Genomic DNA, 21,932 nt, shown 5'->3' with positions numbered 1-21,932 from the left:
CGATCGCGCGGCGGATCAGCGCCAACTCGCGACGGACCGCGCAACGGCGCGACACCCGCCCGACCGACGTGCTCGACCTCGGCACGACGGTGCCCGATCATGGCGTCGCCGTCGCCCAGCGGGCCTGGCTGCGCGCCGCGTTGGCTTACCTGCCGGCGCGCGAGCGGGCTGCGGTCGGACTGGTGGACGGGCTGGGGATGGACATCGCGACGGCAGCCGAGGTGGTCGGCGTGACGCCGGTGGCGCTTCGCGTGGCGCGGCACCGGGGGCTGCGACGGCTCAGGCGGCAGGCGACCCGGCCGTCGGTCGGCCCGCTTCCGGGCCAGATCGCAGGGGTCTGACGACGAAACGGGCCGGTCCACCCCCATGCGGGAGGACCGACCCGTTGCCTCCCTCGGAGGCGAGCTGACGCGCTCTCGCGATCAGCTCGGCTGGTTGGCCAGGCACTTCGCCAGGCGCTCCTGTGCCTTGGCGACGCGCTGCACCTGGGCGCGCTTGTTCTTCTTGACCTCGTTGCGGCGCTCCTTGGCGGCCTTGTGCTTCTTCTTCGTGACACGCTTCTCGGCCGCGGTGTCGGCCTGGCGGACCTTCTTGGCGGTCTTCCTGACCTTGGCCTGCTGCTTGAGGAACACGGCGGTGACCTTCTCCAGCTGGGCCTCGGCGCGCTCGACCTGGGCGGACTGGTTCGCGCACGGTGTCGTCGCCGGCGGATCGGCCTGGGCCGGGGCGGTGATGGGGCCGAGTGTCAGGGCCAGTCCGGCCACGACGGCGCTGATGCGAGCGCTGCTGTTCATGCGATCTCCTTGGATGAGCGGGCAGTCCATGACTGCTGACACCCTTCACATGTCACAGGAGAGCGCCCGCGTTACATCGCGTCTCGGGACTCCTTGGCGGCGAGGCGCTTGAGCAGCTGGTCGCCCTCGATGTCGAGGTCGGGCAGCAGGCGGTCGAGCCAGGCCGGCAGGCGCCAGGCGCGGTCGCCGAACATCGCCATGAGCGCCGGCACCAACGTCATCCGGACCAGGAACGCGTCGATGGCGATCGCGATGGCCAGGGCGAAGCCGATCTGCTTGATCATCGGGTCACCGTTGAAGATGAAGCCCGCGAACACGGCCGTCATGATGATCGCCGCGGCCACGACGACGCGGCTCGAGTGGGCGAAGCCGTCGATCACGGACTCACGGCCGGACTTGCCGTGGACCCACGACTCGCGCATCGAGGAGACCAGGAACACCTGGTAGTCCATGGCCAGGCCGTACGCGATGCCCGTCACGAGGATCGGCAGCAGCGCCATCACCGGTCCGGTGGAGTCCAGGCCGAACAGGCTGTTGAGCCAGCCCCACTGGAACACCGCGGTGGTGGCGCCCAGGGTGGCCAGGATCGTCAGCAGGAAGCCGGCTGTCGCCTTGAGCGGCACGATGATCGAGCGGAACACGATCGTGAGCACGATGAGCGACAGCACGATGACGATACCGAGGTAGATCGGCATGACCTCGCTCATCTTCTCGGCGATGTCGATGCCCATGGCGGTCTGGCCGGTGACGCCGAGGTCGACGTCGTACTTCTCGGCGAAGCCGCTGGACAGGTCGCGCAGGTCGTGCACGAGCGTCTCGGTGGAGGGGTCGGTCGGGCCCTCGGTCGGGACGACCGAGACCAGCACGGTGCGGCCGTCCTCGCTCATGCCGGACGCGGTCGCCGAGGCGACGTTGTCGACCTCGCCGAGCTCCGCCACGACCGCGCCCGCGGCGCGCTCGTCGACGGGCTGGTCCGACTGCGACGACAGGACGACGAGCAGGGGCCCGTTGAGACCCTCCCCGAAGGCATCGCTGACGGCCGTGTAGCTCTCGCGCTGGTCCGTGCCCGAGTTGTAGTTCTCGCCGGACGGCAGGCCCATGCGCATGTCCAGGGCGGGGATCGCCATGGCGAGCGTCGCGACGACGACGGCTCCGGCGGCGATGAAGCGGTTCTTCGACAGGAAGGTGGCCCAGCGGCGCGCGGTGGCGTGGTCGACGCCCCGCGACTCGCGCTCCTGGAACTTCTCGCGGGCCTTCTTCGAGACGATGCGCTCGCCGACGAGGCCGAGCAGGGCCGGGAGCGCCGTGAGCGCGACGGCCACGGCGACCGCGACGGTCGCGGCGGCGATGATGGCCATCGTCGTCAGCAGGCTGATGCCGATCACGACGAGGGCGGCCAGCGCGATGACGACGGTGGTGCCGGCGAAGAACACGGCGCTGCCGGCGGTGCCCACGGCGCGGCCGGTGGCCTCGTGGGCGCTCAGTCGCTCACGCATGATGAGGCGGCGCTGGCGGTTGACGATGAACAGTGCGTAGTCGATGCCGACTGCGAGTCCGAGCATGAGGCCCAGCACGACGCTCATCGATCCGAGGTCGTAGAAGTGCCCCAGCGCGTAGGCGCCGCCCACGCCGACGCCGACGCCGAGCAGGGCGGTCAGCAGCGGCAGCCCGGCGGCCACGACGGAGCCCAGCACGAGGAACAGGACGACGGCGGCGACGACGATGCCGATGGCCTCGCCGATGCCGACCACCTCGGGCAGCTCCTGCAGGGCCGCGCCCGGCAGGACCTCGATGTCGGCGGCGTCCACCGGCGCCTCGGCGGCGTCCACCAGCTCCTCGATGACGCCGGCGGGCAGGTCGGTGGTCTGCTTCGTGAACTGGAACTGCGCCATGGCGACATCGCCGGAAGGAGCGATGGTGACACCCGGCACGAGCTCGCCCTGCACGACGAGGGGGACCGGCTGGTCCAGCGGCTGACCCGCGCGCGCGGCGGCCAGCGCCTGCTCCGCGGCCTTCACCTGCCCGGCGACCTGCTGCTGCGCGGCGGCCTGGTCCTGGGCAGTGCCGACGAGCTCCATCGGGTTGACGACGTACTCGTCCTCGTAGATCGCCGCCATGGACTGCGCGAGCGGGGCCGAGAGCTGCTCGTCGAAGAAGGTGCCACCTTCGGGCGCCTCGTAGACGATCTGGCCCGCACCGCCGGCAGCGGCGGGCATCTCGTCCTGGAGCTGCTCGATCACGTTCTGCGCGGGGACGCCGTTGATCGTGACCTCGCTGCTCAGCTTCGGGGCGTTCACGGCGATCGAGCCGACGATCACGACGAGCAGGACGAGCCAGGCGCCCAGGAAGCGGAAGGGGTGCGCGAAGGCGGTCTTGCCCCAGCGGTACAGGAGAGTCGACACAGGTGTTCCTCACGAAGTGATAGTTGACTCTCACATCGTAGGATGGAGGGCGAAACGAGACCAGACGGGAGCGGGAGACGTATGTCACGACGTGATTCACGCGCGAACGCCGAGCGGATCATCGAGGCGGTCCGCGAGCTCTGGCGCGACCAGGCCGCTCCCTCCATGGAGGAGATCGCCGGCCGGGCCGGCGTCGGCGTCGCCACCGTCTACCGCCACTTCCCGAACCGAGCGGCGCTCGAGAGCGCCGCCTTCGGCCGGATCTTCGCCGACGAGCTCATGCCGCTCGTCGAGGGCGCTCAGGCCGAGGACGCCGAGTTGCTCGAGGTCGCCGCGCGGTTCGTCGAGGTCATCAGCCGCTACACGCCCGTCCTGGGGGAGGTCGGCCTCAGCCACGTCACGGACGAGGCGCTCAGCGACCTCGCCGATCCCTTCGTCGACCTCCTGCGTCGCGGTCAGCAGGACGGCGTCCTGCGTCCCGACCTCGAGCCGGTCGACATCTACTGGCTGCTGCGGATGTTCGTGCTGGGCCTGAACGCACCGGTCTCCTCGGCCACGGTGCGACGCCGCTACCTGGCGATGCTCCTGCCCGCGCTGTCCACGGACGGAGCAGGTCCGCTGCCGTCGTTGACCGACGAGGACTACGACCAGCTCGCGGTTCCCCCGGAGCGCCGTCAGCCGCCGATCTCAGACTGACCGACGGCGGCGCAGTCGGTGGCCAATCCACCACGCGGCACCCGCGACCGCGCCGGCCACAGCCGCCTTCGCGCCGACTGACGCCACCTTGCGCCCCGTGCGGTAGTCGCGGATCAGCCAGCCGTTGGCCTTCGCGTGCGATCGCAGGGTCCCGTCCGGGTTGACGGCGCAGGGGTGCCCGACGAGCGAGAGCATGGGGATGTCGTTGGAGGAGTCGGAGTAGGCGTAGCAGCGCTCGAGGTCGAGTCCCTCGGACTCGGCCAGGGCCCGCACCGCGATGGCCTTGCTCCCGCCGTGCAGCATCTCGCCGACGAGCCGGCCGGTGTACACGCCGTCGACGTGCTCGGGGACGGTGCCGAGGGCGCCGGTCAGGCCGAGCCGCCGCGCGATGACCTGCGCGATCTCGACCGGGGCTGCCGTCATGAGCCAGACCCGCTGGCCACGATCGAGGTGCCATTGCGCCAGGGCGCGAGTGCCCGGCCAGATCCGTTCGGCCATGTACTCGTCGAAGACCTCCTCGCCGATCTCCTCGAGCTCGCTGACCTCGTGGCCGGCGATGAACTGCAGCGCGGCCGTGCGCGCCTGCTCGATGTGGTCGGCGTCCTCGACACCCACGTACTTGAAATACGCCTGCTGCCAGGCGGCCCGCGCGATGTCGCGCGTCGAGAAGAACTTCCGCCGGTGCAGCCCGCGGGCGAGCAGGAAGATCGAGGCCCCCTGCATGATCGTGTTGTCGACGTCGAAGAACGCGGCAGCAGTGGGGTCGGGTGGCTGGGCCAGCGCCTGCTCGACCTCGGCAGCCGCAGCGGCCGCCTGGCCCGCGAGGATCGACCGGGACTGCAGGTTGTGCGGCAACTCTGCGGGCGGGCGCGGCGACATGGGGTTCACTGTAACGACGGAACGCGGTCGGACCGTGTGGTTGACTCGACGCCATGGCCGTCAACGTGAGTGACGATCTGCGCGACATCGCGCGTCGTGACCCCGAGGGAATCGCTCTGGTCGAACCGCGTTCGGACCGTGAGGTGACGTGGGCCGAGTTCGACCAGTGGGCCGACCGGGTCGCCCAGACACTTCTCGGTCGCGGGGTCCTGGCTGGTCAGCGCGTCGCGCTCGTGATGTCCAACGGCATCGATCTCGCCGTCGCCTACTACGGGGTGCTGCGCGGCGGCATGGTCGCCGTGCCGATCAATCCACGTGCCACCCCGCGCGAGATCTCGCGCATGGTCGCGGCCTGCGCGCCCAAGATCGTCGTGGGTGACGCCCAGTCGATCACGCAGGTGCGCGCTGCCGACACGGGCGACTCGCTCATCGTGGTCCATCGCGCCGCGCCCGAGGAGGGCGAGCTGCGGTTCGGGGCCCTCCTCGACCAGGCCGTCGACAGCGCTCCGGTCGCACCGCTCGACCCGGAGTCCCTGGCCGTCGTCCTCTTCACGTCCGGTGCGACCGGCCTGCCCCGCGGTGTGATGCTGACCCACCGGGCGCTCACCGCTGATCTCGACCAGCTCCTGCAGCTGGAGTCGCCGCCGGTCATCACGCCCGACGACGTGGTGCTGGGGCTGCTGCCGATGTTCCACGTCTACGGCCTCAACTGCGTCCTGTCGCTGTCGGTCCGCGTCGGCGCGACCGTCGTGCTGATCGAGGAGTTCGACGCCGCCGCGCTGCTCACCGTCATCTCCGCGCGCGAGGTCACCAACGTCCCGGTCGCCCCGCCGGTCATCTCGGCGTGGGTCGGCGTCGACGGGCTGCGCGAGGCGCTCGCGGGCGTGCGCATCATCGTCTCGGGGGCCTCGGCCCTCGACCCCGAGCTGGCGCGGACGTTCCACGACCTCTCCGGCCACGGGGTCGAGCAGGGCTACGGCCTGACCGAGACCGCGCCCGTGCTGACCACGACGGTCGCCGACGGGCGGGCTCCCGGCGAGCTTCCGCCGCCCGGATCGGTCGGCCGCCCCCTGCCCGGCGTGGAGCTGGAGCTGCGCGACTTCCTCGGCCAGCAGGCCGCACCGGGGGACCCGGCCCAGATCTGGGTCCGCGGCGCCAACCTGTTCTCGGGCTACTGGCCCGACGGCGCCGACGGCCCGGACGAGGACGGCTGGTGGGCCACGGGCGACGTGGGCCTGCGCGACGAGCACGACAACCTCATGCTGGTCGACCGCCTGCGCGAGACGGTCATCGTCTCGGGGTTCAACGTCTACCCGTCCGAGGTCGAGGAGGCCATCGTGGACGCTCGCGGCGTCGCCGCGGTGGCCGTGATCGGCGTGCCGGACGACCACACGGGCGAGGCCGTCGTGGCGTTCGTCGTGCCCGAGGACCCCGAGACCGATCCCGCCCCCGTCGAGGCCGCGGTCCGCGACCTGGCGGCCGAGCGACTGGCCCGGTTCAAGGTGCCGACCCGGATCCTGGTGGTCGCGGCACTGCCGCACTCGCCCACGGGCAAGGTCGCGAAGGGGCGCCTTCGCGCTCTCGCGAAGGCCGAGCTGTCATGAGCGAGCGAGCATGAGCGTCCCGCACGCCGGCGACGCGCGCGTCGTCGTCTACTCCCGCGAGGGATGCCACCTGTGCGAGGCCGCGGAGCAGGTCGTGGCGCAGGTCGTGGCAGAGACCGGCGACGACTGGGCGCGCGTCGACATCGACGCCGATCCCGAGCTGAGGCAGGCGTTCACCGACCAGGTGCCGGTCACCTTCGTCGACGGCCGGCAGCACGACTTCTGGCGCGTCGACCCCGCCCGGCTGCGTGCGGCGCTGGCCCGCGGCTGACGCCCCGGTCGACACGCCCGGCGGGGGTTGCCGAAAAGTGACGATTTTGTGAACGGCTTCCCAAACTCGTAGAGTGGACACGCGCTGCGGCCAGAAATTCCCGTCATTCCGCGGCGCAGGAGCATCGTGACCATTCTTCGCAGCCCGGCTGGGATCCCCGACGCCACCGTCGCTCGGCTCCCGCTCTACCTGCGTGCTCTCGACGAACTCGCAGAGCAGGGGACCGGCGTCTGCTCGTCCGAGCACCTGGCCACCGCGGCCGGTGTCAACTCCGCGATCGTGCGCAAGGACCTGTCGCACCTGGGCTCCTATGGGACTCGCGGCGTCGGGTACGACGTGCGCTTCCTCGCCGGTCACATCGCCACGGTCGTCGGCCAGACCCAGCCGTGGGACGTCGTCATCGTCGGCGCCGGCCACCTCGGCACCGCGCTGGCCGCCTACGAGGGCTTCAGCGCTCGCGGCGTCAAGGTCGCGGCCATCGTGGACGCCGACCCCGCCCTGGTGGGCACCGTCGTGGGCGGGCACGAGGTCCAGTCGATCGACCGCCTCGCCGACGTGATCGCCTCGGGGCAGATCTCGCTGGGCATCATCGCAACCCCGCCGAGCGCCGCCCAGGGCGTCGCCGACGAGCTGGTCGCCGCCGGCATCGCCAGCATCCTGAACTTCGCCCCGACCGCGCTCAAGGTGCCCGCCGAGGTCGACCTGCGCCAGGTCGACGTCGCGGCCGAGCTGCAGATCCTGGGCTACCACGCGCATCGCCGCCAGGTCGACACGACCGCCGAGGTGGTGGTCGGCTCATGAGGACCGCACGTATCACCGCGACGACCTTGCGCCCTTCCCAGACGGAGGTGCAGTCATGAGCGTTCTCGTCGTGGGCCTGTCCCACAAGTCCGCCCCGGTGGACCTGCTCGAGCAGGTCTCACTCGACACGGATGCGGCCGTCAAGCTGTCCCACCAGGCGCTCGACGTCCCCGCCATCAGCGAGTCGGCCGTGATCTCGACCTGCAACCGCGTCGAGGTGTACGTCGAGGCCGACCGGTTCCACGGCTCGGTCGAGGACCTGGCGCAGCTGCTCGCCGATCGCTCGGGCACGGACCGCGACGCGATCCTGCCGCACGTGTACGTCCACTACGACGAGGCCGCGGTCGCCCATCTCTTCCGCGTCGCCGCGGGCCTGGACTCGATGATCCTGGGCGAGAGCCAGATCCTGGGCCAGGTGCGCGACGCGCTGCACCGCGGCCAGGCCGAGTCCACCGTCGGCACCAGCCTGAACGCCCTGTTCCAGCAGGCCTTGCGCATCGGCAAGCGGGGCCACGCCGAGACCGACATCGACCAGCTCGCGCCGTCGATCGTCACCGCTGCGCTCGACGCCGCCAACGGCGCGATCGACGCGCCCGGGGCCCGATTCCTGATCGCCGGCGCCGGCACGATGAGCCTGCTCGCCGTGCGCACCCTGATCGAGCGCGGCATCGAGCCGGCGCGGATCTGGGTCGCCAACCGCACCTACCAGCGCGCCTTCGAGCTGGTCGCCGGCTTCGGCGTCAGCGCCGTCCGCTGGGAGTCGCTCGACGTCGAGCTGGCGGCCGCCGACGTGCTCATCACGTCCACCGGCGCCACCGGCGTCGTGTTCGATGCCGACCGCATCGGCCGGGCCACGGCCGGCGACCGTCCGCTCACCGTGATCGACCTGGCCCTGCCTCGCGACGTCGCCCCCGAGGTGCGCGACCTGGCGCACGTCAGCGTCATCGACCTCGAGGTGCTGGCCGCACGCGCCGCCGCCGACTCGGTCGCGGCGGACGTCATCCAGGTCCGAGAGATCGTCGAGTCCGAGGTCGGCACGTTCCTGGCCGCCCGCCAGCAGGCCAAGGTCACGCCCACGGTCGTCGCGCTGCGCAGCATGGCCACCGAGGTCGTCAGCTCCGAGACGGCTCGCCTCGAGTCGCGCCTGTCCGGCCTCGACGGCGCCACGCTCGACGAGGTCCGCCGCGCGATGCGCCGCGTTGCCGAGAAGCTGATCCACCAGCCCACCGTGCGGGTCAAGGAGCTCGTCGAGGGCCCCGAGAACCTCACGTACGCCGACGCGTTGGCACACCTGTTCCGGCTCGATCCGGCAGCCGTCAGCGCCGTCACCGACCCCGGAGGTGACGCCTCGTGATCCGCATCGGCACCCGTGCCAGCGCCCTGGCCACCACGCAGTCCACGTGGGTCGGCGAGCAGTTGCGCGCCGCCCACGGCATCGACTTCGAGCTGGTCGAGATCGCGACGTTCGGCGACCGTTCCGATGCTCCGCTGGCCCAGATCGGCGGCACCGGCGTGTTCGTCGCGGCGGTGCGCGAAGCACTGCAGGCCGGCACCGTCGACATCGCGGTCCACTCCCTCAAGGACCTGCCCACCATGCCCGCGCCCGGCTTGCTGCTGGGCGCCGTGCCGCGCCGCGAGGACCCCCGCGACGTGCTGATCGCCCGCGACGGACTCACCCTGGGCGAGCTGCCCCGTGGCGCTCGCGTGGGCACCGGCAGCCCCCGGCGGGTCAGCCAGCTCAACGCGCTCGGTCTCGGCATCGAGATCGCCGAGCTGCGCGGCAACGTCGACACCCGCATCCGGAAGGTCACCAGCGGCGAGCTCGACGCCATCGTGCTGGCCCGCGCCGGACTGCTCCGCCTGGGTCGCGCGGACGAGGCCACCGAGGTCCTCGACCCGATCCAGATGCTGCCCGCTCCCGGCCAGGGAGCCCTCGCGTGCGAGTGCCGCGTCGATGATGACGCGACCGCTCGACTGCTCGGCGTGCTCGACGACCCGGACACCCGGGTCGCCGTCACGGCCGAGCGCACCCTCCTCAACACCCTTGAGGCCGGGTGCAGCGCGCCCGTCGGAGCCCTCGCCGACGTCGTCTGGGGGGACGACGGCGACGAACTCTGGCTGCGCGCGGTCGTCGGAGACATCTCCGGCGCACCCACCATCAGGCGATCCGCCTCCGGTGCTCCCGGTGACGCCGCCGCCCTCGGGCGTCGGCTGGCCGAGGAGCTGTTGTCCGACGGCGCCGATCGGATCATGGGATCGGTGACAGCACCGTGACGATCGATCCCCACGAGACTCTGCACCAGATGAAAGCAAGGAAGAGCGTGACCACCACCTCAGCGATTCCCACCTCCACCGCCCCCGCCGCAGCGTCCCCGACTCCCGCCCTCGGTCGGGTGAGCTTCGTCGGCGCAGGTCCCGGCGATGCCAGTCTGCTCACGGTCCGTGCGACCGAGCTGCTCGCCCAGGCCGACGTCGTCATCGTCGAGACGCCTGAGCAACAGGCGCTCGTCACGAACGGCGCCGAGGTCGTCGACGGCGGCAACAACGCCGCCGGCGAGATCCTCACGCACGCCGCGCGCGGCAAGCTCGTCGTCAAGCACGCCAAGGGTGGTGCGCACGTCGTCCGCCTCATGGTCGGCGACCCGTTCACCTACGCGACCGGACCCGAGGAGGCGATGGCCTGCGCCAAGGCGGGCATCTCCTTCGAGGTCGTCCCCGGCGTCTCGTCGGTGTCCGCGGTCCCGGCCTACGCCGGCGTCCCGTTGACGGACAAGCAGCACCGCGAGTTCAAGGTCGTCAGCGTCGGCGACGCGACGATCGACTGGAGCGAGGCCGCGCGTCACGAGACGCTCGTCCTGCTCTCGGCCGTCAACCGCATCGGCGAGGTCGCCGAGGGCCTGATGGCCAACGGCCGCGCCGCCGAGACGCCGGTCGCGATGACCCGACTGGGCACCACGACGCGTCAGGAGACGGTCGTGTCCACGCTGGCCGACATCGCCGCCGACGCGTCGGCCGCCCAGATGGCGCCCCCGGCCATCGTCGTGGTCGGCGAGGTCGTCGCCCAGCGCGACGCCCTGTCGTGGTTCGAGACGAAGCCGCTCTACGGCTGGCGCGTGCTCGTGCCCCGCACGAAGGAGCAGTCGGAGTCGCTCGCGGCACGCCTGCGGATGTACGGCGCCGTGTCCGAGGAGGTCCCGACGATCTCGGTCGAGCCGCCGCGCAACCCGCAGCAGATGGACAAGGCCGTGCGCGGTCTCGTCGAGGGTCGCTACGAGTGGATCGCGTTCACCAGCGTCAACGCGGTGAAGGCCGTCCGTGAGAAGTTCGACGAGTACGGACTCGACGCTCGCGCGTTCAGCGGGCTCAAGATCGCCGCGGTCGGCGAGAAGACCGCCGAGGCCATCGAGACGTGGGGCATCCGCCCCGACCTGGTCCCCTCGGGCGAGCAGTCCGGTCGTGGCCTGGTCGAGGACTGGCCGCCGTACGACGAGCTGCTCGACCCGATCAACCGGGTGTTCCTGCCGCGCGCCGACATCGCCACCGAGACCCTCGCGGCCGGCCTGGTCGAGCTGGGCTGGGAGGTCGACGACGTCACGGCCTACCGCACCGTCCGGGCGGCCCCGCCGCCGGCGCCGACGCGTGAGGCGATCAAGTCGGGCAAGTTCGACGCGGTGCTGTTCACCTCGAGCTCGACGGTGCGCAACCTCGTCGGCATCGCCGGCAAGCCGCACGCGACGACGATCATCGCCTGCATCGGCCCGGCGACGGCGAAGACGGCCGAGGAGCACGGCCTGCGCGTCGACGTCATGGCCGAGCGGCCGTCCGCCGAGGAGCTGGCCGACGCGCTGGCCACCTTCGGCGAGCAGCGCCGAGCCACGTTCGTCGAGGCCGGCGAGCCGGTCCTGCGCCCGTCGCAGAAGAAGCCGTCCTCACGCCGCAAGGCCTGAGCTCGGTTCGTTGGCTGTCGGTTTCCCCGGTTAAGTGGGTTTCCTGTCACTTCACGAGGGTTGCGATCCTCGTGAAGTGAGGGATTCCCCGCTTAACCGGGGAAACTTCGCCCCAAGGAGGCAAGCATGATCGAGCGTCCCCGCCGGCTGCGGTCGTCCGCGGCCATGCGCCGGCTCGTGCGCGAGACCCATCTCGTGCCGTCCCAGCTGGTCCTGCCGATGTTCGTGGCCGAGGGCCTCGACGAGCCACGCCCGATCGCGAGCATGCCGGGCGTCGTCCAGCACACGCGTGACTCGGCCCGCCGCGCCTACGCGGAGGCCGTCGAGCTGGGCCTCGGCGGGGTGATGCTGTTCGGTGTCCCGCTGCACAAGGACCCGCAGGGCTCGGGCGCGCTCGACCCCGAGGGCATCCTCAACCTCGCCATCGCGGATGCACGGGCCGAGGTCGGTGACGACCTGCTCGTGATGAGCGACCTGTGCCTGGACGAGTTCACCGACCACGGCCACTGCGGCGTGCTCGACGAGCGCGGCGCGGTGGACAACGACGCCACTCTCGAGATCTATGCCCGCATGGGTGTGGCGCAGGCCGAGGCCGGCGCCCACGTCGTCGGCCCCAGCGGCATGATGGACGGCCAGGTCGACGTCATCCGCGAGGCACTGGACGACGAGGGCCATCTCGACGTCGTGGTGCTGGCGTACGCGGCCAAGTACGCCTCGGCGTTCTACGGCCCGTTCCGTGAGGCGGTCGACTCGTCGCTGCAGGGTGACCGCCGGACCTACCAGCAGGACCCGGCCAACCGGCGCGAGTCGATGCGCGAGACGCTGCTCGACGTCGAGCAGGGCGCCGACATCGTCATGGTCAAGCCGGCGATGTCCTACCTCGACGTCATCGCGGACGTGCGCGCCGCCGTGGACCTGCCCGTTGCCGCGTACCAGGTGTCCGGCGAGTACGCGATGGTCGAGGCCGCCGCCGCGAACGGCTGGATCGACCGCGACCGCGCGATCGACGAGTCGCTGGTGAGCATCAAGCGCGCCGGCGCCGACATCATCCTGACCTACTGGGCGGCCGAGGTCGCCCGCCGACTCTGACGCTCAGCGACCCAGCACGCGGCGGAGGCGGCGCTTGGCGCGGCGGCGCAGCTCGGCCGTCAACTGGTCCGACGGCAACTGCGTGAGCTCGGGAAGGTCGCCGCGGCGGCGCAGCTCGTCCTTCAACAGGTCGGTCGTGGCGCTCGAGACTCCCGGATACTTCCGCAGGTCAGCCGGCTCCACGTGCTTCTCGCGCAGGATTCCCGCCCCGCCGCCTCGAGCGGCCCCGATCACGGCGTGAGCGGCGGCCTCGATCGAGATGGTGCCGGGGGTCTGCGGATCCTCGACCTGCGCCGGCGCGGCCAGCAAGGTGTCGAGGTCGCCCATGACGTGGACGCCCGACCGTTCGATGCCCTCGACGATCGAGGCCGCGATGTCGTGGACCTGGCCGTGCGCCCAGGCGGGCAGGCTGATCGGCGGGTCCTCGGGCCCGGGGCGGTGGCGCAGGGTGAGCTCGTGGCTGGCGCCCATGCGCAGGAACCTCGCATGGGTCGCAGCGCTCCACTTCGCCGTCTCCGCGAGGGTGTTGACGCGGCGGACGAGCTCGGCCTCACTGCGGCGCATGGACCGGTTCGTGCTCCACGCCGGGTTCACGATCGTGCCGTCGGGGACGCCCAGGAGCTGCTCGAACATCTCGAGGATCTGACGCTTGCGCTCCTTGTCGCCGATGACGAGGTGAACACGATCGGGGCCGATGGCCGCGGCCCAGCGGGTGAGCACGTGATCGAGCCGGTGGCGCCGCCAGAACCGTGCCGGTTCGTCCCGGCCATGGGCGTCGAGCGTCTCGCGGAGCCAGTCGTCCAGGGGGACGGTGAAGCCGCTGCGGATCCGCTGCTGCCACGCCGAGGGCATCAGCGACGACAGTGGGACGGCCGTGACCGCGACCTGCAGGCGATCGGGGCCCAGGTCGTCGACGATGCGCGAGATCACGTCGTCGGTCGCGACGTCGAAGAGCTCGCTGCTGATCACGGCGCGGCCCCGGACCTGCTGGACGGAGGCGGCCAGATCGGTCCAGTGTCGGTCGTCGATCCGCTTCATGCCGCGGGTGCTGGAGTGCCGGGTCACCGCCCGGGCCGCGTGATGCTGCTCGGCGGTCGTGCCGACGACGGTGACCCCGTGACGCAGCAGGACGTCGTGAGACGCCGCCAGCCCGCCTTGCAGCGCGGACGTGCCGGTCTTGTGAGGACCCACGTGCAGCAGGACGCCACGCGATCCGATCGGCGGCTCTGTCTCGTTCGATGGCATCGTGCGTGAGTCTAGTGCTGCCGCAGACAGGCAGACCCGTGGCCGGTGACCCACTGTCCGCGGACTCGTTCACAATGGATCACATGCCTGTCTCGCCGATCCCGTTCTCCGAGGGCCTGTTCGCCCGGGCCCAGCAGGTGTCGCCGGGCGGGGTCAACTCGCCCGTCCGCGCGTTCCGCGCCGTGGGCGGCACCCCGCGCTTCATGGCCTCGGGGTCGGGCGCCTGGCTGACGGACGCCGACGGCAACCGCTACGTCGACCTGGTCGGGTCGTGGGGGCCGATGCTGCTGGGGCACGCGCATCCCGAGGTGATCGAGGCCGTCACCGCCGCCGCCGCGCGCGGCACCAGCTTCGGCACGCCGGCCGAGCCGGAGGTCCTGCTGGCCGAGGAGATCGTGGGCCGGACATCGGTCGAGCGGGTCCGCATGGTCTCGTCGGGCACCGAGGCCACGATGTCGGCGATCCGCCTGGCCCGGGGATTCACCGGCCGTGACCGCATCGTCAAGTTCAGTGGCTGCTACCACGGCCACGTCGACGCGCTGCTGGCCGAGGCGGGCTCGGGCGTCGTGACGCTGGGCATCCCGGGGACCCCCGGCGTCCCCGCCCACGTCACCGCCGACACCATCGTGCTGCCCTACAACGACCCGGCCGCCGTCGACGCGGCCTTCGCCGAGTACGGCGACCAGATCGCGTGCGTCATCACGGAGGCGGCCGCGGGCAACATGGGCGTCGTCCCGCCCGCTCCCGGGTTCAACGCCCACCTCGCCCGCACGTGCGCCGAGCACGGCGCCCTGTTCATCAGCGACGAGGTGATGACCGGGTTCCGCGCCGCGCGCAGTGGGCACTGGGAGCTCGACGGCCGGGTCGAGGGCTGGCAACCCGACCTCGTGACGTTCGGCAAGGTCATGGGCGGCGGCTTCCCCGCTGCCGCGTTCGGCGGCCGCGCAGACGTCATGGACCTGCTCGCGCCGGTCGGACCCGTCTATCAAGCCGGCACGCTCTCAGGCAATCCCGTCGCCTCGACGGCGGGCCTGACCACCCTGCGGCTGGCGACTCCCGACGTCTACGAGCGACTCGCCGCGACCTCGCGCCAGGTGCAGGGGATGGTCACCGAGGCGCTGGCCGACGCCGGTGTCCCGCACGTCGTCCAGACGGCCGGCACGATGTTCAGCGTCTTCTGGGGCGTGACCGACCCGGTCACCGACTTCGCCGGCGCGCAGTCGCAGGACACGGTCGCCTACACCGCCTTCTTCCACGCCATGCTCGAGGCAGGGGTGTACCTGCCGCCCAGCGCCTACGAGGCATGGTTCGTGTCGGCGGCCCACGATCCCGACCTCGACTCCGCACCACTCTCTAGACTGGCCGAGGCCCTGCCCGGCGCGGCCCGGGCGGCTGCGGCAGCGGCCCGCTGACAGACCGAAGGAACCCAGATGAGCACCCGCACGATCGTCCACCTGATGCGCCACGGCGAGGTCCACAACCCCGGTGGGGTGCTGTACGGACGGCTCGCCGGCTACAACCTGTCGGACCTGGGCCAGGAGATGGCCGCGACGGTCGCCGAGTCGCTGAAGCACCACGACATCACGCACCTGGTGTCGTCGCCGCTCGAGCGTGCCCAGCAGACCGCGCGCCCGGTCGCCGACATCCTCAAGCTCGACATCCACACCGACGAGCGGGTCATCGAGGCGGGCAACAAGTTCGAGGGCCGCACCGTCGGCGTCGGTCCCAAGGCCTTCCTGAATCCGCGCTTCTGGCCGTGGTTGTGGAATCCGTTCCGCCCGTCCTGGGGCGAGGCGTACGCGCACATCGCCGGCCGCATGCTGCCGGCGATCGACGACGCGCGCGAGGCCGCCCGCGGCCACGAGGCCCTGATCGTGTCGCACCAGCTGCCGGTGTGGATCGCGCGCAAGTCCTACGAGAAGGGCCGCTTCGCGCACGACCCGCGCAACCGCCAGTGCAGCCTCGCCAGCCTCACCACGCTGACGTTCGAGGACGACCGCTTCGTCGGCATGGTCTACAGCGAGCCGGCCGGCCACCTCATCCCGGACGCCCTGCGCAACAAGTTCGTCGGCGGGGCATGAGCAAGCGGCGGCGAGCGACGAGCCCGGCGCGGCTCGCGGTGGTGGCGCTCATGGCGCTCGTCCTCTCGGCCTGCGCGGGCGGGATCGAGGACACGGGCGACGACGGCTTCATTGCCGGCGACGGTGAGATCACGTTCGTGGACCCGGGCAAGCGCAAGCCGGCCCCCGTCCTCTCGGGCACCGACCTGGACGGCAACGAGATCAGCACGCAGGACTTCGAGGGCCAGGTCCTCGTGGTCAACCTGTGGGGCTCGTGGTGTCCCCCGTGCCGCAAGGAGGCGCCGGAGCTCAAGGCGGCCTCGGCGGCACTGGCCGACCAGAACGTGCAGTTCGTCGGCCTCGTGACGAAGGACGACCCGGCCCGGGCGAGGGCCTTCAACGCCAAGGCCGGCATCACCTACCCGAGCATCGACGACTCCGCGGGCCGCAACCAGGCCGCGTTCGCCGACTCGCTGCCCTCGATGGCCATCCCCACGACGTGGGTCATCGACGCGAAGGGCAACGTCGCCGCCCGGGTCATGGGTGAGGTCACCGACGCCACGTTGCGCGGTCTGGTCGACCAGACCAAGAAGAGCACCCAGTGATCGGGAGCGACGTCACCGATTGGTTCCTCGACACGGCCTCGTCGGGCAACCTCGTCCTCACGGTGCCCGTCGCCCTGCTCGCGGGCCTGATCTCGTTCTTCAGCCCTTGCGTCGTGCCGCTGCTGCCCGGGTACCTGTCGTACGTCTCGGGGGTCGCGGTCACCGAGCTCGAGAGCGCCCGGCGCGGTCGCATCGTCGCGGGCGCCCTGCTGTTCGTGCTGGGCTTCAGCGCGGTCTTCGTCGCCGGGGGAGCCCTGTTCGGCGCGGCCGGCCAGGAGCTGCTGCCGTACCAGCGCGAGATCTCGATCGTCGCGGGCGTCCTGCTGATCGTCATGGGCATCGCCTTCGTCGGCTGGGTGCCACTGCTGCAGCGAGACGTGCGCGCCCACGGCGTCCGCAGCGTCGGCCTGCTGGCGGCGCCCCTGCTGGGCGTCGTGTTCGGCGTCGGCTGGACCCCGTGCATCGGCCCCACCCTGACCGCCGTCCTGGCGTTGTCCGCCAACGAGGCCACGGCTGGACGCGGCGCCCTGCTGACCCTCGTCTACTGCCTCGGGCTCGGCCTGCCCTTCGTGCTGGCCGCGCTGTTCGTCAGCCGGTTCCTGCGCCTCACGGGCTGGGTCCGCCGGCACCAGCGGGCGGTCTCGGCCGTCGGAGGAGCCCTCCTCGTGGTCACGGGCGTCCTGCTGATCACGGGCTGGTGGCAGGACATGGTCATATCGCTGCAGCACTGGATCGGTGGATTCGAGGTGCCCCTGTGAGCCCCCGCGGCACGAAGGGCGATCGCGCCTCCGAGCTGGCGCCCATCGAGTTCCTGCGCTGGGCGTGGCGCCAGCTGACCTCCATGCGCACCGCCCTGCTGCTGCTGTTGCTGCTGGCCGTCGCGGCCGTGCCGGGGTCGTTCATCCCCCAGCGTGGCGTCGACGCGCAGGCGGTCCAGGCCTATTACCTCGACCACCCGAAGCTGGCGCCCGCGCTGGAGAAGATCGGGATGTTCAGCGTCTTCTCGTCGGTCTGGTTCAGTGCGATCTACCTGCTGCTGATGGTCTCGCTCGTGGGCTGCATCCTGCCGCGCGTGCGCGTCTACGCGCAGGCGTTGAAGGCACGCCCGCCGCGGGCGCCGCGCAACTTCGCGCGGCTGCCCGCCTCCGCGCAGTTCGAGACCACGGCCTCGGTCGACGAGGTCGTCGCCGCCGGCCGGGGCGCGCTCGGACGCGCCCGGATCGACGTCGTCGAGGACGGCGACACCGCCGAGCTCCGGTCCGAGAAGGGCTACCTGCGCGAGCTGGGCAACCTCGTCTTCCACATCTGCATCGTCGTCGCGCTCGTCGGCGTCGCGGTCGGGGCCCTGTGGGGCTACCGCGGCAACGTGGTCGTCGTCGAGGGCGGCGGCTTCAGCAACACCCTGTCGCAGTACGACGAGTTCTCCTCGGGATCGCTGTTCGACGCCGAGACCGACCTCGAACCCTGGTCGATCGAGCTCGGGGACGTGCTGACCCGCTTCTACGTCGAGGGAACGCAGCGCGGGGCTCCCAAGCTGTTCCGCGCCACCGGCACGTACCGCGAGGCAGGGTCCGAGGACGACGGCGACTACGAGATCGAGGTCAACCACCCGCTCTCGGTGGGCAGCGAGGACGTGTTCCTCGTGGGTCAGGGCTACGCACCGGTCCTGCGGTTCACCGACAAGTCCGGCGAGGTCGTGTTCGACGGCGCCGTCCCGTTCCTGCCGGCGGACCCCACGTACACCTCGACCGGCGTCATGAAGGTGACGGACCCCGACGGCGAGCAGATCGGCTTCCAGGGGTTCTTCCTGCCGACGTCGTTCTCCCCCGATCCCGCCAAGCCGTCCGTCTCGGTCTTCCCCGGCGCGCTGAACCCCCGTATCGGCATGAACATGTGGGTCGGTGACCTGGGCGTCAATGACGGTGTCGCCCAGTCGGTCTACTCGCTCGACACCACCAACATGACCCAGGTCAAGGACGGCGACGGCAACTTCCGTGTCGATCTCGGCCCCGGTGAGAGCCAGGACCTGCCCGGCGGCGGCACGATCGAGTTCGTCGAGCTCCGCCAGTTCGCCCGGTTCCAGATCGGACACACGCCCGTCGTGTGGCTGCCGCTGTTCGGCGTGGGCCTGGGCATCCTCGGCCTGACGACCTCGCTGCTGGTGCGGCCCCGGCGCACCTGGATCCGCGCACGCCGGGACGGATCGCGTACCGTGGTGGAGGTCGCCGCGCTCGATCGCGTTCCGCGCGACGACCTGCCCGCCGATCTCGACGAGTTCCTCTCGCGGCTTCGCGCGGGACTGGAAGACGGCAAGGAAAGCAGGGAGCGTCCATGACCACGGACCAGCTGGCGCAGATCTCGAACTACCTGACCGGCGGTGGATTCGTCGTGCTGTGGGTGGCGTTCTTCTGCCACGTCGCCGAGTGGATCGCCGCCCGACGTGAGGCGTCCGCCCGGACGTCCGTGGCCGTGGGTGTCGACGCCGCCCCGGTGGCCGGCGACCCGGCCGACCCGAGCGTCGCCGACCGCTTCAGCGGCGTGGGCGTCTCGCTGACGGGCCTGGGCACGGCGCTGCTGATCGGCGCCTCCGTCACGCGTGGGTTCGCGACGCAGCGGGCCCCGTTCGGCAACATGTACGAGTTCGGCGTGACCGGCACGGCCATCGCGCTGTCGGTCTACCTCTTCCTGGTGTGGCGCTCGCGGATCCAGTGGATGGGCGGCCTCGTGCTGGCCGTCAGCCTGTTCATCCTGTCGCTCTCGATCTCCAGCTACACGCCCGCCGGGCCGCTCGTGCCCGCGCTCAACACGTTCTGGAAGTACATCCACGTCAGCTCGATCATGGTCGCCGCCGCCCTGTTCATGGTGGGTGCGGCCGCCGCTGCGCTGTACCTGGTCAAGGAGCGCGCCGAGCGCAACGGCACCGTCGGTCCCGTCCTGAGCCGGTTCCCCGAGTCCGCGCGCATCGACCGCGTCGCCTTCCGGGTGAACGCGTTCGGCTTCCCGATGTGGACGTTCGGCGCCCTCATCTCGGGCCCGATCTGGGCCCACCTCGCGTGGGGCCGCTACTGGGGCTGGGACCCCAAGGAGGTCTGGGCCCTGATCACGTGGGTCGTCTACGCGGGCTATCTGCACGCGCGGGTCACCGCCGGCTGGAAGGGCCGCCGCGCCTCCTACCTCGCGCTGGCCGGGTTCGTGACGTTCATCATCAGCTACTACATCGTCAACCTGTTCGTCTCGGGTCAGCACAGCTACGCCTGAGCGGTTCGCTAGCGTCGCACCCATGGGTGCACGCATCGAGGTCGTCGGCCTCACCAAGTCCTACGGCGACCTGCGCGCCGTCGACGACCTGACCTTCACGATCGAGCCGGGGGAGTTCTTCGGGCTGTTGGGTCCCAACGGCGCGGGCAAGACCACCGCCCTCGAGATGATCGAGGGGCTGCGCAAGCCCGACGCGGGCTCGGTCTCGATCGACGGCCACGACCCGTGGCGGCGTGACCCGCGGCTGCAACGACGCATCGGCGTGCAGCTGCAGTCCTCGGCGTTCTTCGAGCGGCTGACGGCGCGTGAGCAGCTCGTCACGTTCGCGTCGCTGTACGACGCGCCCGCCGAGCGCGCCGACGCCCTGCTGGCCGAGGTCGGACTCGAGGACAAGGCCGACTCGCGGGTGGAGAAGCTCTCGGGCGGCCAGGCGCAGCGCCTCTCGATCGCCTGCGCGCTCGTGCACGACCCCGAGATCGTGTTCCTCGACGAGCCGTCCTCGGCGCTCGACCCGCAGGCCCGGCGCAACCTGTGGGACTTCCTGCAGGGCCTCAGCGGCTCGGGACGCACGGTCGTGCTGACGACGCACTACATGGAGGAGGCCGAGGTGCTCTGTGACCGGGTCGCGATCATCGACCACGGCCGGCTGCTCGAGCTCGACTCGCCCGCGGCGCTGGTGCGCGGGCTGGACGCCCCCACACGGATCACGCTGGCGCCGGAGGCGATCGACGAGGGTGCTGCCCGTGAGGTGGGCGGCGTCGACGAGGTCACGGTGTATCCGGACCGCATCGAGCTCTCGACCCGGCGTCCCGCCGAGGTGCTCGCCGAGCTGGCCCGCCGTGACGCCCTGCATGGACTGAGCGCCTCGGGCGCCTCGCTGGAGGACGTCTTCCTGCAGCTCACCGGACGGGAGTACCGCTCGTGATGCCGCTGCGCTCGCTGTCGCGCGCCATGTTCCTGGGGTTCCTGCGCGACCGGATGACGCTGTTCTGGGCCGTGCTGTTCCCGCTCATGTTCCTCGTGCTGTTCGGTGGCCTGCTGACCGACCAGGGCGCCTCGAAGATCGACATCGCCCAGGTCGGCGACGTCGCGGCACTCGACCGGATGCCCGCTCCAGCGCGGGAGGCGCTCGAGCAGAGCCTGGAGATCGAGAAGGTGACCGACGAGGCGGGAGCGATCCAGCAGGTGCGCGACGGCGACCTCGCGGCGGTCGTCGTCGAGGACGGCGACCGGCTGGTCGTCCACTACTCGCAGGCCGACCAGGTGACGGCGGCCCGGGTCTTCGCCACGTTCCAGGGCATCGTCGACTCGGCGAATCTCGCGGTCACGGGAACCGAGCCCACCTACAGCCTCGCGTCGCAGCGGGTCGAGGACGAGTCCCTGAAGACGATCCAGTACGTGACGCCCGGCCTGCTCGGCTGGGCCATCGCGATGAGCGCGACATTCGGGGCCGCGGTGAACCTCGTCAACTGGCGACGCACCGGGCTGCTGCGCCGACTGCGACTCGCGCCGGTGCCCACGTCGTCGGTCGTCCTGGCGCGGGTCGGCGTCAGCCTCTCGGTGGCGCTCGGCCAGACGGCGATCTTCATCGGGCTCGCCGTCGGCGCCTTCGGGCTCCAGCTGACCGGGGCGTGGCCGCTCGCGATCGTGCTCGTCCTGACTGGCACGCTCGCGTTCTTGTCCATCGGCCTGCTGGCCGGATCGATCTGTCGCACGGAGGAGGGCGCGGTCGGGCTGGCCAACTTCATCGTCCTGCCGATGGCGTTCCTGTCGGGGTCGTTCTTCCCGCTCGACGGGGCACCCGGCTGGTTGCAGGGCATCAGCCGGCTGCTGCCGCTGCGGCACCTCAACGACGGGATGATGGACGTGATGGTGCGTGGTCAGGGCCTTGAGGCCGTGTGGCAGCCCATGGCGATCCTGCTCGGCTTCGCGGCCGTGTGCTCACTCGTGGCGGCACGCCTGTTCCGCTGGGACGCGTGAGGCGCTGACGCCTCGCGGTCCCCGGCGCTCAGAGTCCGCGCAGGAAGTCCGGGTCGTCGTCGGGGCCGAGGGGGCCGCGCGGACGGCGCGGCGGCGGCGGACCGCCGGCGGGACGGCCCTTGGCGATGCCGAAGACGATCCACAGCAGGGCGCCGGCGTACGGGGCCAGCACGATGAGCAGCGCCCAGCCCCACTTGGGAAGGTGCTGCACGCGCTCGCGCGGTGTGGCGAGCAGGTCGTAGAGGCTGTAGACCACGAGGACCACAGCGACCAGCACCAAGAAGACCTTGCCCATGGGCAG

General features: G+C 71.2%; 22 protein-coding genes. 17 read left to right on the top strand and 5 right to left on the bottom strand.

The annotated features are described in order from the left end of the window. Window positions 1–341 (top strand): sigma factor-like helix-turn-helix DNA-binding protein (locus tag RT323_RS08125; RefSeq protein WP_313406871.1); only part of this gene is annotated, 341 nt, incomplete at its 5' end. A gap of 81 nt (window positions 342–422) precedes the next feature. Here RT323_RS08125 and RT323_RS08120 read toward each other — a convergent pair. Continuing rightward, complete coding sequence (locus RT323_RS08120; RefSeq protein ID WP_313406869.1) at window positions 423–794, bottom strand: hypothetical protein; 372 nt, start codon at window positions 792–794, stop codon at window positions 423–425. A gap of 71 nt (window positions 795–865) precedes the next feature. Then, window positions 866–3,196, bottom strand: coding sequence for an MMPL family transporter (locus tag RT323_RS08115; RefSeq protein WP_313406867.1), 2,331 nt, complete (start codon window positions 3,194–3,196; stop codon window positions 866–868). An 81-nt stretch (window positions 3,197–3,277) separates the two neighbouring features. On the opposite strand from RT323_RS08115, the gene RT323_RS08110 reads away from it, so the two are divergent. Further along, window positions 3,278–3,892 (top strand): TetR/AcrR family transcriptional regulator, encoded by a 615-nt coding sequence (locus RT323_RS08110; protein ID WP_313406865.1) that lies wholly within the window; start codon window positions 3,278–3,280, stop codon window positions 3,890–3,892. Here the strand turns inward: RT323_RS08110 and RT323_RS08105 are convergent. Next, on the bottom strand, window positions 3,884–4,771 hold the full coding sequence (locus RT323_RS08105; protein WP_313406862.1) for an HAD-IB family hydrolase: 888 nt from the start codon (window positions 4,769–4,771) through the stop codon (window positions 3,884–3,886). The genes RT323_RS08110 and RT323_RS08105 overlap by 9 nt on opposite strands. A gap of 53 nt (window positions 4,772–4,824) precedes the next feature. Here RT323_RS08105 and RT323_RS08100 point away from each other — a divergent pair, with 53 nt between their 5' ends. The 7 genes from RT323_RS08100 to hemB all read left to right on the top strand — a co-directional run bounded on the left by RT323_RS08100 (window position 4,825) and on the right by hemB (window position 12,483). Beyond that, window positions 4,825–6,375: an AMP-binding protein gene (locus RT323_RS08100; protein WP_313406859.1), complete on the top strand. Its 1,551-nt coding sequence runs from the start codon at window positions 4,825–4,827 to the stop codon at window positions 6,373–6,375. A gap of 10 nt (window positions 6,376–6,385) precedes the next feature. Further along, the gene (locus RT323_RS08095) at window positions 6,386–6,646 is read left to right on the top strand and encodes a glutaredoxin family protein (RefSeq protein ID WP_313406856.1); all 261 of its coding nucleotides are present in this window, start codon (window positions 6,386–6,388) and stop codon (window positions 6,644–6,646) included. 126 nt (window positions 6,647–6,772) lie between these two features. After that, window positions 6,773–7,447 carry a redox-sensing transcriptional repressor Rex gene (locus tag RT323_RS08090; RefSeq protein ID WP_313406855.1) on the top strand — a complete coding sequence of 225 codons (675 nt, stop codon included), beginning with the start codon at window positions 6,773–6,775 and terminating at the stop codon, window positions 7,445–7,447. A gap of 55 nt (window positions 7,448–7,502) precedes the next feature. Next, on the top strand, window positions 7,503–8,801 hold the full coding sequence (locus tag RT323_RS08085; protein WP_313406852.1) for a glutamyl-tRNA reductase: 1,299 nt from the start codon (window positions 7,503–7,505) through the stop codon (window positions 8,799–8,801). Continuing rightward, window positions 8,798–9,721 carry a hydroxymethylbilane synthase gene (gene hemC, locus RT323_RS08080; RefSeq protein ID WP_313406850.1) on the top strand — a complete coding sequence of 308 codons (924 nt, stop codon included), beginning with the start codon at window positions 8,798–8,800 and terminating at the stop codon, window positions 9,719–9,721. The genes RT323_RS08085 and hemC overlap by 4 nt, the downstream gene beginning before the upstream one ends. Before the next feature lie 29 nt (window positions 9,722–9,750). Then, on the top strand, window positions 9,751–11,394 hold the full coding sequence (locus tag RT323_RS08075) for a uroporphyrinogen-III synthase (RefSeq protein ID WP_396172158.1): 1,644 nt from the start codon (window positions 9,751–9,753) through the stop codon (window positions 11,392–11,394). A 126-nt stretch (window positions 11,395–11,520) separates the two neighbouring features. Then, window positions 11,521–12,483: a porphobilinogen synthase gene (hemB, locus tag RT323_RS08070; RefSeq protein WP_313406847.1), complete on the top strand. Its 963-nt coding sequence runs from the start codon at window positions 11,521–11,523 to the stop codon at window positions 12,481–12,483. A gap of 3 nt (window positions 12,484–12,486) precedes the next feature. Here the strand turns inward: hemB and RT323_RS08065 are convergent, their stop codons facing one another. Further along, window positions 12,487–13,728: a hypothetical protein gene (locus RT323_RS08065; protein WP_313406844.1), complete on the bottom strand. Its 1,242-nt coding sequence runs from the start codon at window positions 13,726–13,728 to the stop codon at window positions 12,487–12,489. An 83-nt stretch (window positions 13,729–13,811) separates the two neighbouring features. Between RT323_RS08065 and hemL the strand changes: the two genes are divergently transcribed. The 8 genes from hemL to RT323_RS08025 are packed head-to-tail and all read left to right on the top strand — an operon-like array spanning window position 13,812 to window position 21,631. Further along, a complete protein-coding gene (hemL, locus tag RT323_RS08060) occupies window positions 13,812–15,140 on the top strand; it encodes a glutamate-1-semialdehyde 2,1-aminomutase (protein ID WP_396172155.1) in 1,329 nt (442 codons plus the stop codon). Between the two features lie 18 nt (window positions 15,141–15,158). After that, window positions 15,159–15,809 carry a histidine phosphatase family protein gene (locus tag RT323_RS08055; protein WP_313406839.1) on the top strand — a complete coding sequence of 217 codons (651 nt, stop codon included), beginning with the start codon at window positions 15,159–15,161 and terminating at the stop codon, window positions 15,807–15,809. Further along, complete coding sequence (locus RT323_RS08050) at window positions 15,806–16,393, top strand: TlpA disulfide reductase family protein (protein WP_313406836.1); 588 nt, start codon at window positions 15,806–15,808, stop codon at window positions 16,391–16,393. Before RT323_RS08055 ends, RT323_RS08050 begins: the two co-directional genes overlap by 4 nt. Further along, window positions 16,390–17,151, top strand: coding sequence for a cytochrome c biogenesis protein CcdA (locus RT323_RS08045; protein WP_313406835.1), 762 nt, complete (start codon window positions 16,390–16,392; stop codon window positions 17,149–17,151). Before RT323_RS08050 ends, RT323_RS08045 begins: the two co-directional genes overlap by 4 nt. Beyond that, a complete protein-coding gene (locus tag RT323_RS08040; RefSeq protein ID WP_313406832.1) occupies window positions 17,148–18,728 on the top strand; it encodes a cytochrome c biogenesis protein ResB in 1,581 nt (526 codons plus the stop codon). Before RT323_RS08045 ends, RT323_RS08040 begins: the two co-directional genes overlap by 4 nt. Then, entirely contained in the window at window positions 18,725–19,651 is a 927-nt protein-coding gene (gene ccsB, locus RT323_RS08035) for a c-type cytochrome biogenesis protein CcsB (RefSeq protein WP_313406830.1), read from the top strand. Before RT323_RS08040 ends, ccsB begins: the two co-directional genes overlap by 4 nt. Before the next feature lie 22 nt (window positions 19,652–19,673). Then, the gene (locus tag RT323_RS08030) at window positions 19,674–20,576 is read left to right on the top strand and encodes an ABC transporter ATP-binding protein (protein WP_313406827.1); all 903 of its coding nucleotides are present in this window, start codon (window positions 19,674–19,676) and stop codon (window positions 20,574–20,576) included. Beyond that, window positions 20,576–21,631: an ABC transporter permease gene (locus tag RT323_RS08025; protein ID WP_313406873.1), complete on the top strand. Its 1,056-nt coding sequence runs from the start codon at window positions 20,576–20,578 to the stop codon at window positions 21,629–21,631. The genes RT323_RS08030 and RT323_RS08025 overlap by 1 nt, the downstream gene beginning before the upstream one ends. A 28-nt stretch (window positions 21,632–21,659) precedes the next feature. Here RT323_RS08025 and RT323_RS08020 read toward each other — a convergent pair whose 3' ends face one another. Next, window positions 21,660–21,926 carry a PLD nuclease N-terminal domain-containing protein gene (locus tag RT323_RS08020; protein ID WP_313406824.1) on the bottom strand — a complete coding sequence of 89 codons (267 nt, stop codon included), beginning with the start codon at window positions 21,924–21,926 and terminating at the stop codon, window positions 21,660–21,662. Window positions 21,927–21,932 lie beyond the last annotated feature (6 nt).

The sequence above is a fragment of the Aeromicrobium sp. genome (assembly GCF_032084975.1).
In the GTDB taxonomy this organism is placed as follows: Bacteria; Actinomycetota; Actinomycetes; order Propionibacteriales; family Nocardioidaceae; genus Aeromicrobium.
This window is presented reverse-complemented; position numbering and strand designations above follow the sequence as displayed.

What these genes read in the sequence shown, in the direction of transcription:
- RT323_RS08020 (WP_313406824.1), bottom strand. Translation starts at nt 21,926, where the DNA reads ATGGGCAAGGTCTTCTTGGTGCTGGTCGCTGTGGTCCTCGTGGTCTAC.
- RT323_RS08100 (WP_313406859.1), top strand. Translation starts at nt 4,825, where the DNA reads ATGGCCGTCAACGTGAGTGACGATCTGCGCGACATCGCGCGTCGTGAC.
- hemL (WP_396172155.1), top strand. Translation starts at nt 13,812, where the DNA reads ATGCCTGTCTCGCCGATCCCGTTCTCCGAGGGCCTGTTCGCCCGGGCC.
- RT323_RS08105 (WP_313406862.1), bottom strand. Translation starts at nt 4,771, where the DNA reads ATGTCGCCGCGCCCGCCCGCAGAGTTGCCGCACAACCTGCAGTCCCGG.
- RT323_RS08075 (WP_396172158.1), top strand. Translation starts at nt 9,751, where the DNA reads ATGAAAGCAAGGAAGAGCGTGACCACCACCTCAGCGATTCCCACCTCC.
- RT323_RS08085 (WP_313406852.1), top strand. Translation starts at nt 7,503, where the DNA reads ATGAGCGTTCTCGTCGTGGGCCTGTCCCACAAGTCCGCCCCGGTGGAC.
- hemB (WP_313406847.1), top strand. Translation starts at nt 11,521, where the DNA reads ATGATCGAGCGTCCCCGCCGGCTGCGGTCGTCCGCGGCCATGCGCCGG.
- RT323_RS08025 (WP_313406873.1), top strand. Translation starts at nt 20,576, where the DNA reads ATGCCGCTGCGCTCGCTGTCGCGCGCCATGTTCCTGGGGTTCCTGCGC.
- RT323_RS08050 (WP_313406836.1), top strand. Translation starts at nt 15,806, where the DNA reads ATGAGCAAGCGGCGGCGAGCGACGAGCCCGGCGCGGCTCGCGGTGGTG.
- RT323_RS08095 (WP_313406856.1), top strand. Translation starts at nt 6,386, where the DNA reads ATGAGCGTCCCGCACGCCGGCGACGCGCGCGTCGTCGTCTACTCCCGC.
- RT323_RS08120 (WP_313406869.1), bottom strand. Translation starts at nt 794, where the DNA reads ATGAACAGCAGCGCTCGCATCAGCGCCGTCGTGGCCGGACTGGCCCTG.
- RT323_RS08110 (WP_313406865.1), top strand. Translation starts at nt 3,278, where the DNA reads ATGTCACGACGTGATTCACGCGCGAACGCCGAGCGGATCATCGAGGCG.
- RT323_RS08065 (WP_313406844.1), bottom strand. Translation starts at nt 13,728, where the DNA reads ATGCCATCGAACGAGACAGAGCCGCCGATCGGATCGCGTGGCGTCCTG.
- ccsB (WP_313406830.1), top strand. Translation starts at nt 18,725, where the DNA reads ATGACCACGGACCAGCTGGCGCAGATCTCGAACTACCTGACCGGCGGT.
- RT323_RS08030 (WP_313406827.1), top strand. Translation starts at nt 19,674, where the DNA reads ATGGGTGCACGCATCGAGGTCGTCGGCCTCACCAAGTCCTACGGCGAC.
- RT323_RS08055 (WP_313406839.1), top strand. Translation starts at nt 15,159, where the DNA reads ATGAGCACCCGCACGATCGTCCACCTGATGCGCCACGGCGAGGTCCAC.